The 14473-nt window shown below is 68.5% G+C and carries 13 protein-coding genes; 5 read left to right on the forward strand and 8 right to left on the reverse strand.

Features of this window, described 5'->3' with window-relative positions:
* Positions 1-164: 164 nt before the first annotated feature.
* Entirely contained in the window at positions 165-1169 is a 1005-nt protein-coding gene (locus EV644_RS32905) for a serine hydrolase domain-containing protein (RefSeq protein WP_132193363.1), read from the reverse strand.
* Positions 1170-1272: 103 nt separating this feature from the next.
* Here EV644_RS32905 and EV644_RS32910 point away from each other — a divergent pair, with 103 nt between their 5' ends.
* Complete coding sequence (locus tag EV644_RS32910) at positions 1273-1890, forward strand: dihydrofolate reductase family protein (RefSeq protein WP_132193365.1); 618 nt, start codon at positions 1273-1275, stop codon at positions 1888-1890.
* Between the two features lie 270 nt (positions 1891-2160).
* Positions 2161-2880, forward strand: coding sequence for a class I SAM-dependent methyltransferase (locus EV644_RS32915; protein WP_132193367.1), 720 nt, complete (start codon positions 2161-2163; stop codon positions 2878-2880).
* 297 nt (positions 2881-3177) lie between these two features.
* On the opposite strand, the gene EV644_RS32920 is transcribed toward EV644_RS32915, so the two are convergent.
* On the reverse strand, positions 3178-3759 hold the full coding sequence (locus tag EV644_RS32920; RefSeq protein ID WP_132193369.1) for a DinB family protein: 582 nt from the start codon (positions 3757-3759) through the stop codon (positions 3178-3180).
* A gap of 590 nt (positions 3760-4349) precedes the next feature.
* Here EV644_RS32920 and EV644_RS32930 point away from each other — a divergent pair.
* On the forward strand, positions 4350-5117 hold the full coding sequence (locus EV644_RS32930; RefSeq protein ID WP_132193371.1) for a class I SAM-dependent methyltransferase: 768 nt from the start codon (positions 4350-4352) through the stop codon (positions 5115-5117).
* Here the strand turns inward: EV644_RS32930 and EV644_RS32935 are convergent.
* Positions 5064-6083, reverse strand: coding sequence for a serine hydrolase domain-containing protein (locus tag EV644_RS32935; RefSeq protein WP_132193373.1), 1020 nt, complete (start codon positions 6081-6083; stop codon positions 5064-5066). The genes EV644_RS32930 and EV644_RS32935 overlap by 54 nt on opposite strands.
* A gap of 398 nt (positions 6084-6481) precedes the next feature.
* Positions 6482-7129, reverse strand: a complete 648-nt coding sequence (locus EV644_RS32940) for a LysE family translocator (RefSeq protein ID WP_199240130.1) — start codon at positions 7127-7129, stop codon at positions 6482-6484.
* 225 nt (positions 7130-7354) lie between these two features.
* Here EV644_RS32940 and EV644_RS32945 point away from each other — a divergent pair, with 225 nt between their 5' ends.
* Positions 7355-7534, forward strand: a complete 180-nt coding sequence (locus EV644_RS32945) for a DUF5302 domain-containing protein (protein WP_132193375.1) — start codon at positions 7355-7357, stop codon at positions 7532-7534.
* Positions 7535-7612: 78 nt separating this feature from the next.
* On the opposite strand, the gene EV644_RS32950 is transcribed toward EV644_RS32945, so the two are convergent.
* The 4 genes from EV644_RS32950 to EV644_RS32965 all read right to left on the reverse strand — a co-directional run bounded on the left by EV644_RS32950 (position 7613) and on the right by EV644_RS32965 (position 11613).
* Entirely contained in the window at positions 7613-8017 is a 405-nt protein-coding gene (locus EV644_RS32950) for an SRPBCC family protein (protein ID WP_132193377.1), read from the reverse strand.
* On the reverse strand, positions 8007-8324 hold the full coding sequence (locus EV644_RS32955; protein WP_132193379.1) for an ArsR/SmtB family transcription factor: 318 nt from the start codon (positions 8322-8324) through the stop codon (positions 8007-8009). The genes EV644_RS32950 and EV644_RS32955 overlap by 11 nt, the downstream gene beginning before the upstream one ends.
* 82 nt (positions 8325-8406) lie before the next feature.
* Positions 8407-10512: an alpha/beta hydrolase gene (locus EV644_RS32960; protein WP_132193381.1), complete on the reverse strand. Its 2106-nt coding sequence runs from the start codon at positions 10510-10512 to the stop codon at positions 8407-8409.
* A 33-nt stretch (positions 10513-10545) separates the two neighbouring features.
* Positions 10546-11613: a class I SAM-dependent methyltransferase gene (locus EV644_RS32965; RefSeq protein WP_132193383.1), complete on the reverse strand. Its 1068-nt coding sequence runs from the start codon at positions 11611-11613 to the stop codon at positions 10546-10548.
* Between the two features lie 107 nt (positions 11614-11720).
* Here EV644_RS32965 and EV644_RS32970 point away from each other — a divergent pair, with 107 nt between their 5' ends.
* Positions 11721-14465 (forward strand): ATP-binding protein, encoded by a 2745-nt coding sequence (locus tag EV644_RS32970; RefSeq protein WP_132193385.1) that lies wholly within the window; start codon positions 11721-11723, stop codon positions 14463-14465.
* The last annotated feature ends 8 nt before the right edge of the window (positions 14466-14473 follow it).

The following is a 14473-nucleotide window of genomic DNA, read 5'->3' on the forward strand; positions in this document are numbered from 1 at the left end:
CGCCGAAGCCGAAGCTGACTACTATGCACGAACCCGTGACGACCAACCGGTCGCTCACACATAACCGAGGGGTGCATCAAACCCAGGACGGTTCACCGGCAGACCGGTAGCCGTCCGGTTCTGAGTCCGTTTTTCCGCATGCACCGTCGCAGATGGCGGCGTGTTCAGGTGCCGAGCCGGTCGTTGAGCAGCCGGATGATCGGCCAGGCACCGTCTGACCAGTTCGAGATGACGGTGTAGGTGATCGATGAACAGGGCTGGTGCAGGCTGGCGAACGACACGCCTGCGTCGTACCCCTCCAGCCAGACTCCGTCGCCCGTAGCGTGGAGGTGGAACCCGAGGCCGTAGCGCTTGGACTCCTTCGGCCAGTTGCTGTGCGGTCGCACCATCTCGGCAACCCGCTCCGGCGAGGCGATCCGTCCGGCGAAGAGTGAGTCCCAGAAGGCGCTGAGGTCGGCAGCGGTCGAGTAGATGCCCCCGTCGCCGCTGCCGAGCACGGGGAGATGAAACACGTTCGTTCTCAGGCCGTCGACAGACAGGTAGCCCAAGGCGGCGCGTCCAGGGAGCTCATCGGAGCGCAGGAACGCGGTGTCGACCATGCCCGCAGGCTCGCAGACCAGCGTGCGAACCAGCTGCTGGAAGTCCACGCCGCTCGCCCGTTCGGCCAGTAATGCGAGCACGACATAGCCGCCGTTGTTGTACGCGAACCGCTCGCCGGCGGGGAACGCGGTCTCGTGCCCGTCCAGCACCGGCAGGAACAGCTCGGTCGTCGGGAGCTCGTGTACCGACACCGGCATCACGTAGTCGCTGATGTCGCCGACGGCGTCCTCGTCGAGGTAGTCGCCAATCCCGGACCGATGTGCCAGGAGTTGCTCGATCGTCACGTTGTCGGCGATCAGGGGCAGGTCTTTGCCGAGCAGCGAACGGGCGGTCGTGCCGAGCTCGAGCGTCCCACGCTCGACCAGGCTCATGACCGCCAGTGCCGTCAGGCCCTTCGAGCCACTCGCGGTCGCGAACAGGGTCTCGACCGTGTTGAGGACCCCGTGGGCCCGGTCGGCGTACCCGTAGGCCGTGGAGAACTCGGTCTCGCCCGAGCGATCGAGGCGGACCACGCCGGAGAATCCGGTGCGCTCCGCCGCTCCGTCCACCGCGTCCGGGACTGACTGCATCGCGCTGAACTTACCACCCAAGGTGTCGGATCGGGGCCGATGTGTTCGTAGCAGGGTGAGTAGCCGCCCACGAGGGCGGCCCACCGTACTCGAGGAGAGCATCATGACCGCTACCTACACCTTCGACATCTTCTCCAGCCTCGACGGCTTCGGCTCCTACAACAGCAGGGGGGACTGGGGCGGCTACTGGGGTAAGCAAGGCCCCGAGCTGCTCGACCACCGCCTCGCCTTGTACGGCGCCGAGCAGCGGATGGTCTTCGGGGCCAACACGTATCGGGCATTCGCGCGGATGCTGGCCTCGAGCACCGAGGAGTCCGAGGTGCGCGACCCATGGGTCACCCGGATGAGGGACCTGCCGGCAACCGTGGTGTCGACGACACTTGAAGGACCCCTCGACTGGCCGGATGCGACCCTTGTGAGCGGCGATGCCGTCGACCTTGTCGCGCGGCTCAAGGAGGAGTCCGAGGTGCCGTTGCGCTCGCACGGCAGCTTGTCGCTGAACCGGGCGCTGATGGCGGCCGGTCTGGTCGACCGTGTCCAGGTGACGATCTTCCCGGTGATCACCGGTCAGACCGGAGTGGACCCGATCTTCCAGGGTGCGGCCGACTTCGACCTCGAGCTGATCGAGAGCCGGACGCTCGACGGCAACACCCAGGAGCTCATCTGCCGGCCCACCCTGCACGTCCCAACTCCGAAGAGCTGGCAACCAGGACAGCTCTGACCTGGCGCCGACACAGCTCGCTGCGGCGTGACTCGGCTCGTGACGCGAAATGGTGTCAAACAGCGGTGGCAGAGGGGCTAGATGGGGTGAGAAACCGGCCTAGCGGAGTCTGATTTGTCCAGCGGTGGTGTTGCCATGGCACTCATAATCCCTGGGTCGGCGGGTCGAGTCCCCACGGCCGCCAACGCCCGGACGGCGGCAGATGAGTGCGTCGCCGACTGGACCGCGCGCCTGGTTGGCGCACACCTGCGACCCGGGTAGAAACCTGTCATGCCAAATTCGGTGAGCAAGTCCGCTGCCCCAGTCGCTGATTACGACAGTTTCGCGGCCGCGTACTCGGCCAGCAACGAGAGCAACCTCTTCAATGCTTACTACGCGCGTCCGGAGATGATTCGTCTCGCCGGCGACGTCGCGGGCCTGGAGATTCTCGACGCCGGATGCGGGTCAGGCCCCTTGATGGAAGCTCTGCGCAGCAAGGATGCGGTCGTGTCGGGCTTCGACCTGAGCCCCGCCATGGTCGAACTCGCCCGCCAAAGGCTGGGCGAGGACGCGGACGTGAGAGTCGCAGACCTTGGTGCGCCCCTGCCCTATCCCGACGACGCGTTCGACCTCGTCGTCGCATCGCTGTCCCTGCACTACGTCAAGGACTGGGCCGCGGCACTGGCCGAGCTGCGGCGTGTGCTCAAACCCGGCGGTCGGCTCATCGGCTCGATCATCCACCCCACGGTCTACGCGATTGTGTACCCCGAGGCCGACTACTTCGCCCTCACGCAGTACTCCGAGGACTACGACTTCGGCGAAGGGACCGTGTGGATGACCTACTGGCACCGACCCCTGCAGGACGTCATCAACACGTTCATCGATGCGGGGTTCGGCATCAAGACGGTCACTGAGCCGCCGCCCGCGGCCAACACCCCAGCGGAACTGCTGCCCACCGCGGACGGTCGCTCATTTATCTGCTTCCTGTTCTTCGAGCTGGAAGCGCGCTGAACAGGTGCGGCGCTGGCTGTGACCAAGGCAGCCCTGCCCGGCTGGTGCATGACGCGCTCCACATCCGCACATCGGCAGGAGCGAACCCACGGACAGCAGCTAGGTCCGGACGTTTGAGGCTGCGAGCGGCTTGACAACGATGCGGACTCGAGCAGGTCGCGAAACGTGGCAGGACGACAGCTCCGAGCGCGTGACCGTGGAGGTCGTCAAGGACATCGAAGGTCCGCATCTAGGGCGGCTCGTTCCAGACCACGCGCCCAACGACTAGCGGCACCATTCCTTGGCTCGCGATCCAGGTCAACCGGCTGCTGACCTGGCGGCCGCCTCGATCTCCTCGCGGCGCTCCCTCCAGAAGGCTGGGTCGTGCCGCTGCTCGGCCATGTCCTCCGCGTCGGTTCCTACCGCTCCGTCGAGCGCTTCGCGCAGGATGTCGGCGTGGCCGGCGTGCCGACTGGTTTCGGCGAGCAGGTGGACGAGGATGTTGAACAAGGGCACCTCGGCGTCCTGCCACCAGGCGACGCGGCCCGTGGCATCGAGGGCGAGGGCCTCCACCGTCGCGTCGCTGTGGTCCCACACCCGTCGGTAGCGGTCGACGATGTCGCTGCGGGCCTCGCGCTCGGTCGCCCACATGTCGGCGAGTCGCTCGGCCTCGACGTCCCACCGAGGCAGGGGTTCGGGAAAGGGACGGTCGAAGACCTCGCCGAGGTACCTGGCCTCCCATGTCGCCAGGTGCTTGACCAGGCCCAGCAGGTTGGTCCCGGTGACGGTCAGCGGGCGACGGACGTCGTAGTCGGAAAGACCGTCGAGCTTGGCAAGCACCGCCTCGCGCTCGTGCCTCAGGTAGTTGTACAAGTTGGCCTTCGCGGCGTCGTCAATCATGGGACAGCACCCTGCCACCAGTGCCACCAGGTGGCAGCAGATCGCGAGTCAGGCGCTTGTCGACGGCAATGGCTTCCTGCAGGCCAAACCACGAACGAGGAGGCCAAAGGTTAGCGCGCGTGCAACTTTCGGGGATCGGTAAGACCCGACCGGTGAAGATTCTGAGCACGAGTAACGAGCCGGCCCCGAGCCCGGCTCTGCGGTTCGGGAAACAACCTCAATTCGGCTGCTTGCGGACGTTTCAGGACGCGGTTGAGCGTTACGCCCTGGAGTCCCGGTCTAGAGCAACGTGAGCGCGGGCAGCTCCCATGACGATCGCATCGGGATCTCCGGGCTCGACTGTTACTTGATCGTCGCGCCTGGTCACTGCACCGGTTGGCGGGCCGCAGCCGCACTTGCCGACGCCTTCAGCCCAGCCGGCTTCGCCCCGAGCGTCGTCGGGACCCGCTATCCGCTCACCGCGCGCTGAGAGATCCCGAGCGCTCGGACCCCGAGAGATCCCGGGCGGCCGGGCCCTGATCCCGCGCGCCGGACCGTGGCGGTGGGGCAATTCGGTCGCGGCGTGGTGGGGCGGTGTCTAGGGTCGGGGGATGCCTGATGCGTTGTTTGCGGTGCCGCGGTTGGTGGGGCTTTATGACCCGCTGGAAGCCGAGCGGCCTGATCTCGAGGTCTATGCCGCGATGATCGAGGAGTTCGGCGCCCGGCGGGTGCTGGATGTGGGCTGCGGGACGGGGACGTTCGCGTGTTTGCTGGCGTCGCGTGGGATCGAGGTCGTCGGGGTGGATCCAGCAGGTGCCTCGTTGGAGGTGGCGCGGAAGAAGTCTGGGGCGGAGCGAGTGCGGTGGGTTGAGGGCGACGCCACGTCGTTGCCGGAGATGCAGGTGGATCTGGCGGTGATGACGGGGAACGTGGCTCAGGTGTTCGTGACGGACGAGGATTGGGCGGCGACGTTGGGTGGGGTACGGCGGGCCCTGGCTCCGGGTGGGCGGTTTGTGTTTGAGACAAGGGATCCCGAGCGCAAGGCGTGGCTGGGGTGGAATCGCGAGCAGACGTACAACGAGGCCGATATCCCAGGTGTGGGCGTGGTCAGGAACTGGTCTGATCTGCTGGACGTGAGTGGCCCGCTCGTCACCTTCCGCGGGACCTACGTCTTCGAGTCCGACGGTGCGACGCTCACCTCGGACTCGACCCTCCGCTTCCGCACTCGCGAGGAGCTGGAGCAGTCCCTGGCCGCCGACGGTTTCGCGGTTGACGAGGTCCGCGATGCTCCTGACCGGCCCGGCCTGGAGTTCGTGTTCGTCACCTCAGCGCTCGAGGTCGGCGAGGTCGGCGTACAGGGCGTTCAGGAGGCGCAGTAGGCGGTCGGCGTGGATAGCGGGGGTCGTTGCGCCGTTCCAGTAGACGGCGGCGACCAGGCCGCGGGCCGGGTCGGCGAAGGCGGTGCTCCAAGTTTGCCCGCCATGACCGTAGGTGCCGGACGAGGCGCGATCGCCGTTCTGCGGATCGGCTGATCCCAAGACGAAGCCGAGTCCACGATCCAGCCGCGCGCCCAGCACCTCGTCGTACACGCCGGTGAGATGGTGCGAGGTCATCTCCCGGAGCCTGTCCGGTGACAGGATGCACCCAAGGGACTCGTAGAAGCGGCCGAGTTGGCTGATCGGCCCGTGGATGCCGCCGGTGGGACGTCCCCAGGTCACCCAGTACGCCGTACCGGAGCGGGCGATCCCGGGGATGCGCGCGATGCGGGCCGTGTTCCGCTCGTAGGTCTCGGGCGGCATCGCGAGCCAGCAGTCGTCCAGGCCGGCAACCTCGAAGATCTCCTCGCGAACGAACTGGTCGAAAGGGCGTCCATCGAGGCGAGTCACGAGCTCAGCGACGATCCACATCGCAATCGAGTTGTAACCACATCGTTGCCCAGGCACCCAGTCGGGCCGCAGAGGCGAAGCGCAGATGTCAGCAACCAACTCAGCCGCGGGTGCCTGCTTCGTGATGCTCGTCGTCAGTCCAGCGGTGTGAGTCAGCAGATGCTTGACGGTCACCTGCTCCTTGCCCGCCGCCGCGAACTCAGGCAGGTGATGGTGCACCGGATCTTCAATGTCCAAGGCTCCGCGCTCCCAAAGAACCGCCAACGCAGCACACGTGATCGGCTTGGTGGCGGACGCCCACTCGACGATGGTCTCCCGCGTCATCGGTACTCCGGGCTGCGCCTCGCCAAGCGCGACATCAACCCGAGGCCGCCCGCCCACTGAGGCGTAAACCTGCACCCCGGTATGCCATCCGGCCCCGATCCCACGCTCGATCTCACGCACAATCCGGCTTCGCACCGCCCCAGTTGACTAGGGGGCGGTGCGAAGGGGTGGGTGGAGCGGCCAGGGTGCCGGGGCAGGGGAGTGGGGCTCACCCGACACCCTGACCTGTCAGGGGGGTACCGCGGGGTGCGGTGGGTACGGCGCATCGGACGGGGTGGTGCGGTGGCTGGGTGGGCGACTGCCGCTCTCGAGTGGGGTTGTCGCGCCTGGTGCCTTTGGGGCCGGGGGCCGTAGAACTAAATGTACTGGTGAGTACCAAACGGCCAAGGGGGCGTGCATCACGCACCAAAGGGCGTCAAACGCTTGATATGCAACGGATCCCGGCTCGGCGGATGCGAAGCGTGGCGCAGGTGGAACGGTTGGTGAGTGGTGGGCGTCCGGGCCCCGCCGAATCGCGCGAGCCAGGAGGCCGGTCAGGGCGTGGTCGGGCGAGCCTGGTCGGTGGCGAGGCGGACGGCGAAGACGGCCAGGGCGGTACCGGTCAGGTAGCGGTGGACTCGCATCCAGAGGGGCTTGCGGCTGAAGAAGAGGGCGACCGAGCCGGCGGTGATCACGAAGACGGCGTTCACCAGGACGCCGACGGCCAGCTGGGTGAGGCCGAGGAGCAGGCTCTGGGTGCCGACGTGACCGCGGGACGGGTCCACGAACTGGGGCAGCAGGGAGATGTAGAGGATCGCGATCTTCGGGTTGAGCAGGCACGTCAGCAGGCCCATCCCGAACAGCTTCCGCGGGCGGTCCGGCTCGAGCTCGTTCGGCGTGAATGCGGAGCTGCCTCCCGGCCGGAGTGCGTTCCAGGCGAGCCAGAGCAGGTACGCCGCGCCGGCCAGCTTGAGCGTGACGTAGATCTCCGGCACCAGGGCGAACAGCGTCGCCAGGCCCGCGGTTGCCGCCAGCAAATACACGAGGAACCCGACGCCGACACCGGCGAGTGAGGTCAACCCGGCCCGTCGCCCCTGCGCCACCGACCGCGACACCAGGTAGATCATGTTCGGCCCGGGAATCACCACCAGCCCGAGCTCGACCAGCGCGATCCCGATCACCGCCTCAGTGCTGACCACCACCGCAGATCCCTCCGCTCGTACGTCGCCGTCGCCTGCCGCCTCAGCGAAGTTAACAGCCGCCACGCCTGCGGCTCAGAGGTTTTTCTCAGACTGAGATGGTCGAGGCGTGCGGCCAGATGGCGGCTGGGAGGGGCGGATCGGATACCCCGGCTTAATGGCTGGCGGTGGGGCGGTCACAATTGGTTAGCTAAGCCCATACGCCTGACGGTTTGTGAAGGAGACGGTATGAGCGACAAGCCCAGCGAGCCGGCGCAGGACGAACTGCAGAAGAAGTTCCGCGAGGCGCTCGCCAAGAAGAACGCGCATCACGAGTCGCACCCCGGTAGCGGGCCGCGGCACGAAGGTGTCGGCGAGGCGCACAACGACAAGCAGAAGCGCCAGTTCCGGCGCAAGTCCGGCAGCTGATTCCGCCGCCCATCCATCCATTCCGAGCCCCGGGTCACCGCCCGGGGCTCTACCTTTGCCCTACGCCGTACAGGTGGGTCAGGAGGCGAGGAGGTCGGCGAGGCGGGGGAGTTGGAGTTCCCAGCCCTGGAGATGGCCGGTGGCGTCCTCGGGGGTGAGGCCGGTCTGGGTGAGGAGGAGGCGGGTGCCGGCGTCCACCTCGGTGAGCTCGACGCGGACCTCGGACGGCCCGCCCTCGTGGTCCCACTGCCAGGTGAAGGCGAGGAGACTCGGCGGGTCCACCTCGGTGTAGCGACCGCGGACGACGTACGGGCCCATCTTGACCAGGTACTCGCCGCCGACCCGGACGTCCGCCTCGACGGTCAGGTCCAGCGTGGGGTTCGGGCAGTACCACCGGGTCAGCAGGCCGGGCTCGGTCCACGCCGCGTAGACCCGCTCGATGGTTGCTGTCAGCATCCGTTCGATCCGGACGTCAGTGCTCATCCCTGCTCCCTTGCAAGAGGTCTTCCAGCCGGTCGATGGTGCTGTTCCAGTACGCCGTGAGGTCGCCGAGCCAGGTCTGTACTTCGGTCAGCGCGTCCGGCCGCAGGGTGCACACCACCGTGCGGCCGACCTTGCGGCGGGTGACGACCCCCGCATCGACGAGCACGCCGACGTGTTTCGTCATCGCGGGCGCGGTCACCTGGTGCGGCGCGGCCAGTTCCCCCATCGTCGCTTCGCCCCGGCTCAGCCGGGTCACGATCGCCAGCCGGGTCGGATCGGCCAGCGCGGCGAAGGTGGTGGTCAGCACGACAACACTTCACCAAATGGTGAAGTGTTTGTCAACCACCAGACCTCGCCGGGAAGATGCGCCAAGGGGTGCGGGTGCGCGGTCAGAGGAGTGGGGCTAGGAGGGAGGCGGCTCGGGTGGCGCCGGTGGTGGCGACCGGGCGGAAGGTGGGCGTGGAGGTGAGTTGTTTGGCGATGGCCGCGGCGAGTGCGTCCGGGTCGGAGGCTTCCTCGTAGGGGAGGTGTTGGCCGGCCTCGTAGCGGTCGAGGCGGGCGCGGACGTGGAAGTTCTGCTCGAAGTGGTGGCGCAGGGGCACGTAGATGAACGGCACTCGCTGGGCGGTCAGTTCCATGCAGGTGGTGAGGCCGCCCTGGGTGATCGCGAGGTCGGCCGCCGCGAGGTGGTGATGCAGGTTCGCCAGATATCCGTGCACGGTCACTCCCGGCAGCGACGGGAGGGACGCCGGATCGATACGAGGACCGGTGACGATCACGAACTGCAGATCGGGGACCAGCCGTCGAGCCAGCGGTACTGCGTCGAGAACCCTGTGGAGCAAGGAAGAACCAACCCCTGACCCGCCGACCGTGACGACGCAGAGCAGGTCGTCGCGGGCGTAGCCGAGGCGCTCCCGAAGAGCCTCGCGGTCGGCTGTCTCGGCCGGGTCGAAGCCGGTCACGTAGCCCGCGAAGTCGAAGTTCTGCTCGGTCCAGTCGCGAATGGACGGAAGTCCGGGACCGAAGCTGGCGTCGACGATGTCCTCCGGGTCGCCGACGAAGATCGACCGGTCCCGGAGCCGGGCGTACCGGGCGCGTTGTTCGAGCATCTCCGCGTTGTAGTCCGCGGTCAGCCGGGCCTCGCGGGAACCGCCGTCCGGCATCGGCAGCCAGCCGACGAAGTCCGTCAGCCAGGCGTAGGCGAACCTCTTCAGCTCCGGGTTCTCGTGCAGGAAGTGGTCCACCTCCCAGGCCTCGTCGCCGATCACCAGGTCGTAGTACTGGGCGTCCACCACATCGTTGAAGACCATGAAGTTGTTGACCAGGATCTCGTCCATCCGCCGGATCGCCTGGAATGCGTGCAGATCGTGCTCGTCGGCCTCGAACTCGATGTGCGCCGACTCGTTGCACAACCAGGCCGACGCCGGATGCACGCTCTCGCCGGCGTCCTCGAGCACCCGCGTGACGGGATGCTGCGCGAGCCAGTCGATCTCCAGATCCGGGTGGTGCTGCCGCAACTCCCGCGCGATCGCCAGGTCCCGCTTCGCGTGCCCGAGCCCGATCGGCGACGACAGGTAGAGCGCCCGCCGCGGCCGGTTCGCGGCCCGCACCCAGGTACGGCGTACCGGGCGGGGGGCGACCTGGTCCACGAACTCCTTGAGCAGGTGGTTCACCTTCACCGGTTCGCGGGCGGGCGGGGCGTGCCCGCCGCCCGCGATCGTGACGAGTGAGCCGCCGGTCAGCTCGGCGAGCTGAACACCTTCCGCGTAAGCCCGGATCGCGTCGCTGTCGCCATGGACCACCAGCACCGGGCACCGCACGTCGGGCACCCCGGCCTGCCGGGCGTGGCGGGCGGCCTCCGTGTCGACAAGTCGCTCCGGGCCGATCTGCCGGCCCCACTCGATGCAGTCCTCGAGCTGCTTGCTGGAGTGCGGCTCGCGGAACATGTTCTCGAAGAAGTACCGCAGGAAGTCCTCGTAGCCGCCTTCCAGCCAGTAGTGACGGTTGTACTTCGCCGAGCCGTCGTGGGTGGGATACCGCGCGTTCCAGGCCTCGCGTTCCTGCTCCTCCTGCGCCGGAACCATCCCGGCCGCCGCGCCGATGCAGACCACCCCGAGAACCCGGCCGGGCTGCTCGGACGCGACCTGCAGGGCCCACGGACACCCCCGGGAAAATCCCACCACCACGCAGTTCGCAGTACCGGTGGCGTCCAGGACGGCCAGGGTGTCCGCGACGTACTCGGCATCGGCGTAGGCGGCCGCACCGACGGGTTTGGTCGAGGCCCCCGAGCCCCGGCCGTCGAAGGTGACGACCCGGAAATGACGAGCCAGGTAAGGCACCTGGGCCTTCCAGACGCGGGACGGCACGATCGACCAGGTCGGCAGCAGGACCACCGTCGGCCCGTCGTCGCCGTACACCTGGTAGGCGATCGTCACGCCGTCGCGCTCGATCGTGCCCGCCTGATCGGCCGTCCGCGCCGGTCGTTCGTCAGTCATCCGAGTCGCCCCCCACCCCTGCGATCGACTGTCTCAGGGACGTACTTCGAACACCAGGTTGAACGGCGTCTCGGCGGCCGTGCGGAACCGGGAGAAGCCGGCTGCCTTGGTGACGTCGCGGATCCGCGCGGGACCGGCCTGGGTGCCGAGCGCGAGGCCGACGTCCTGGGACAGCGAACCCGGGGTACAGAGCAGCGTCGAGAAGCCGTAGTAGGCGCGGCCGACCGGGTTCAGGTTGTCCTCGACCTTGTCGCCGGCCATCGGTTCGACCACCATCCAGGTGCCGTCGGGGGTGAGCGACTCGCGGACGTGCCGGGCGGCGCCGACCGGGTCACCCATGTCGTGCAGCGCGTCGAAGGTCGTCACCAGTTCGAACCCCGAGCCGCTGTACGCCGTCGCCGGGGCGACCTCGAAGCTGACGCGATCCGCGACACCGGCTTCCTCCGCGCGCCGGCGGGCGGTCTCGATCGACTCCGGGTGGTAGTCCGAACCGCTGAAGGTCGAGCGCGGGAAGGCCTGGGCCATCAGGATCGTCGAGGAGCCGTGGCCGCAGCCGATGTCCGCGACGCGGACCCCGTCCTGCAATTTCTGCCCGACGCCCTCTAGCGCGGGAAGCCAGCCCGCCACCAGGTTCGCGTTGTAGCCCGGGCGGAAGAATCGCTCGCAGCCGAGGTGTACGTCGGAGTTGTGCTCGTGCCAGCCGATCCCGGCGCCGCTGCGGGCGGCCTCGATCGTCTGGTTGGTGTGGTCGACGGTGCCGAGCGCGATCTGGAAGAAGCCGGGCAGGAACGCCGGGCTGTTCTCGTCCGTCAGGGCGACGGCCTGCTCGGGCGGCAGGACGTAGGTGGCGGTCGCCGGGTCGTACTCGACGAAACCGCCCGCGGCCTGCGCATTCAGCCACTCGCGGGCGTAGCGCTCGCTGGTCCCGGTCCGCTCGGCCAGTTCGGCCGGCGTGGTCGGCCCGGCGCCCGCGAGTGCGCGGTAGTAGCCGAGCTTGTCGCCCATCACCACCAGTCCGGCGTTCAAGGTCGCGCCGACCTCGCCCACGGCCTGGCCGACGAAAGCCATCAGTTTGTCCATGTCCACTGCGACGGTAGTCATTTCAGGTCCCCTCCCAGGGTTGCTTTAGCTGTTCGTGACCGTAGGAGTGCGGACTGACCGGTCGCATCAGGTGACCCACCTGGTCAGGAGATGGTGTACTGCCAGACATGCTGATCGGGCGGGACGCCGAGCGGCGGGTGATCGAAGGGCTGGTCGCGGGGGCGCGGGTGGGTACCAGCGGGGTGCTGCTGATCACCGGGGAACCGGGGATCGGCAAGACCGCTCTCGTCGACGAGGCAGCGGCACTCGCCGTGGGCCTGCGTGTCCTCCGGGCCCGGGGGACCGAGGCCGAGCGCGAGATCCCCTTCGGCGGCCTGCTCCAGCTGCTCCGCCCTGCCCTCGCCGACCTCGGCCGCATCCCAGCCCCGCAACGCGAAGCTCTCGCGGCCGCCCTGGCCCTCAGTACTCCGGCCGAGAGCGCGGGGGAGATGGGGCGGTTGGGGGTGGACCGGTTCGCAGTGGGGGCGGCCACGTTGAGTCTGATCTGCCGGTACGCCGAGGTGAAACCGGTGGCGGTTCTGGTGGACGACGCGCATCTGCTGGATCGGCCGTCGGCCGAAGCCCTGTTGTTCGCGGCCCGGCGGCTGGTCGCGGATCCGATCGCGCTGGTCATCGCAGCCCGGGAAGGCGAGTCGCATCCGCTGGCGGAAGCCGACCTGCCGCAACTCCGGGTCGGCGGAGTCGGGTTGGAAGCGGCGCATCGGCTGATAGTCGGTCTCCCGGTCGAGCTGGTGGCCGCGCTGCACCGAACTGTGGCGGGCAATCCACTGGCGTTGCTGGAGCTTGCCGGCGACCCCGAGCAGTTGCAGCGACTTCCACCTGGTGTACCCGTTCCCGTGCCTGCTCTGCTGGCCGAGGCCTTCGCCGCAAGGGCCAAGCGGCTCAGCACAGCAGCGCAGACCGCGCTGCTGGTCGCCTCGGTAGAGGACGGCGAACTGGGCGCTGTGGCTCGCGCTTGTACGGAGCTGGGTGTTGAGGTCGCGGCGCTGGGTGAGGCCGAGCAGGCGTCGCTGGTGACGATCGCGGACGGACGGGTGGAGTTCCGGCATCCACTGGTTCGCTCGGCGATCTACGCGAGCGCGGAGCCGGCTGAGCGACGTACGGTCCATCGGGCGATGGCAGGAGCCGTGCACGACGCGGACCGGCGGGCCTGGCACCTGTCGGAGACCGTGCTCGGCACTGACGACGAAGTCGCCGCAGGGCTCGAGGTTGCCGGCAGGCACGCGGTCGAGCGGGGCGCGCAGGCAGTGGCGGCTACGGCCTTCGAGCGGTCGGCGCGCCTGACCGAGAGTGCGCAGGTGCGGGCGCTCCGCTTGGTCGCGGCGGGACAGGCAGCCTGGTTCGCGGGCCTGGCTGATCGCGCGGACGGCCTGCTGGCCGAGGCGCTGAAGCTCGAACCGCCCCTGTTGGTGCGCACCCAGGCGAACGAACTGCGGGCGGACATCGCGGTGAAGTGCGGATCGCCGGCCAGAGCTCAAGGCATCCTGCTGGCGGCTATCGCCGAACTCACCGGCGCGGAGGACAAGCTCGACGAGCTGGTGATCGGGTTGTCGGCGGACGTGGTCAATGCCTGTTTCCGGCTGGGGGATGCAGCGGGCGCGTTGACGGCTGCCGGGGAGATCGACGAGCGGCTCGGTCGGGTCGGGCGGTCGCCGGCGCGGATCCTCGGGTTGCTGTCGAGTGGAATGGCGAAGATCCTGGCCGGGCGTCCGGGGACCGAGCAGATCCGGGAAGCGATCGCGCTGACCCCTGCGGTGGGGATTGAGCGCGACCGGCGGCAGACCTGGATGGTGCTGGCCCCGATGTTCCTGCGTGAGTCCGGGACAGGTCGTGCGCTGGTCGAGGAGGCCATGGGGGAGCGCCGGGACGAGGTGGCAGTGGGGATGTTGCCCGGCCTGTTGTTCCACCTCGGCCGCGATGACGCGACGACCGACCGCTGGGCGAACGCGGTCGCTTCGTACGACGAAGGCATCCGGCTGTCCCGGGAGACGGGGCAGACGACCGAGCTCGCGATCACCCTGGCCGGGCAGGGGTGGCTGGCGGCGCATCGGGGGCGTGAGCTGGAGTGCCGGGAGTTCACGGCCGAGGCGACGCGCATCGGCACCGACCGAGAGATCCACCTCGCCGTGGTCTGGTCGTTGTTCGCGCTCGGTGATCTCGAGCTGGGCCGGGGCAATCCGGCGGAGGCGTTGCCGCAGTACGAGCGGCTGATGGCGTTGCTTTCGACGCTGGGGGTGCTGGATCCGGATCTGTCACCTGCGCCGGAGTTGGTCGAGGTGTACCTCCGCCTGGGGCGGAGCGAGGAGGCGGCCGCGGCGGCGCGGACGTACGCAGTACGAGCGAAGGAGAAAGGACAACCTTGGGCGCTGGCCCGGGCGGCTCGGGTGACCGGGTTGATCGAGGAGGACCATGCTTGGTTCGAGGAGGCGCTCGGCGAGCACGGAAGGACGCTCGACGTGTTCGAGACGGCGCGGACCCGCCTGGCTTACGGAGGCTGGTTGCGGCGCGCGCGGCGACGGGTGGATGCCCGGGTCCAGTTGCGCCTGGCTGTCGAGTCGTTCGATCAGCTGGGTGCGCCGGGCTGGGCCGATCTCGCCGCTTCAGAGCTGAAGGCGACGGGGGAGACCGCTCGCCGGCGAGAGCCCAGTACTGCGGACGAGCTGACTCCGCAGGAACGGCAGATCGCGTTGCTGCTCGCGGACGGGCAGAGCATCCGGGGAGCGGCGGCCAGGTTGTTCCTCAGCCCGAAGACCGTCGAGTACCACTTGCGCAAGGTCTACACGAAGCTCGGCATCCACTCCCGCGCGGAGCTGGTCTCGCGGCTGGAAGACGGTGATCCGGGCCGAACGTAGTGTGGTCG

This window comes from Kribbella orskensis (assembly GCF_004342085.1).
Taxonomy (GTDB): Bacteria; Actinomycetota; Actinomycetes; order Propionibacteriales; family Kribbellaceae; genus Kribbella; species Kribbella orskensis.

Bases quoted from the DNA above. Each gene is read 5' to 3' on its own strand.
- EV644_RS32965 (WP_132193383.1), bottom strand. From the start codon at position 11,613: ATGACTACCGTCGCAGTGGACATGGACAAACTGATGGCTTTCGTCGGC.
- EV644_RS32960 (WP_132193381.1), bottom strand. From the start codon at position 10,512: ATGACTGACGAACGACCGGCGCGGACGGCCGATCAGGCGGGCACGATC.
- EV644_RS32910 (WP_132193365.1), top strand. From the start codon at position 1,273: ATGACCGCTACCTACACCTTCGACATCTTCTCCAGCCTCGACGGCTTC.
- EV644_RS32915 (WP_132193367.1), top strand. From the start codon at position 2,161: ATGCCAAATTCGGTGAGCAAGTCCGCTGCCCCAGTCGCTGATTACGAC.
- EV644_RS32950 (WP_132193377.1), bottom strand. From the start codon at position 8,017: ATGAGCACTGACGTCCGGATCGAACGGATGCTGACAGCAACCATCGAG.
- EV644_RS32905 (WP_132193363.1), bottom strand. From the start codon at position 1,169: ATGCAGTCAGTCCCGGACGCGGTGGACGGAGCGGCGGAGCGCACCGGA.
- EV644_RS32970 (WP_132193385.1), top strand. From the start codon at position 11,721: ATGCTGATCGGGCGGGACGCCGAGCGGCGGGTGATCGAAGGGCTGGTC.
- EV644_RS32930 (WP_132193371.1), top strand. From the start codon at position 4,350: ATGCCTGATGCGTTGTTTGCGGTGCCGCGGTTGGTGGGGCTTTATGAC.
- EV644_RS32920 (WP_132193369.1), bottom strand. From the start codon at position 3,759: ATGATTGACGACGCCGCGAAGGCCAACTTGTACAACTACCTGAGGCAC.
- EV644_RS32945 (WP_132193375.1), top strand. From the start codon at position 7,355: ATGAGCGACAAGCCCAGCGAGCCGGCGCAGGACGAACTGCAGAAGAAG.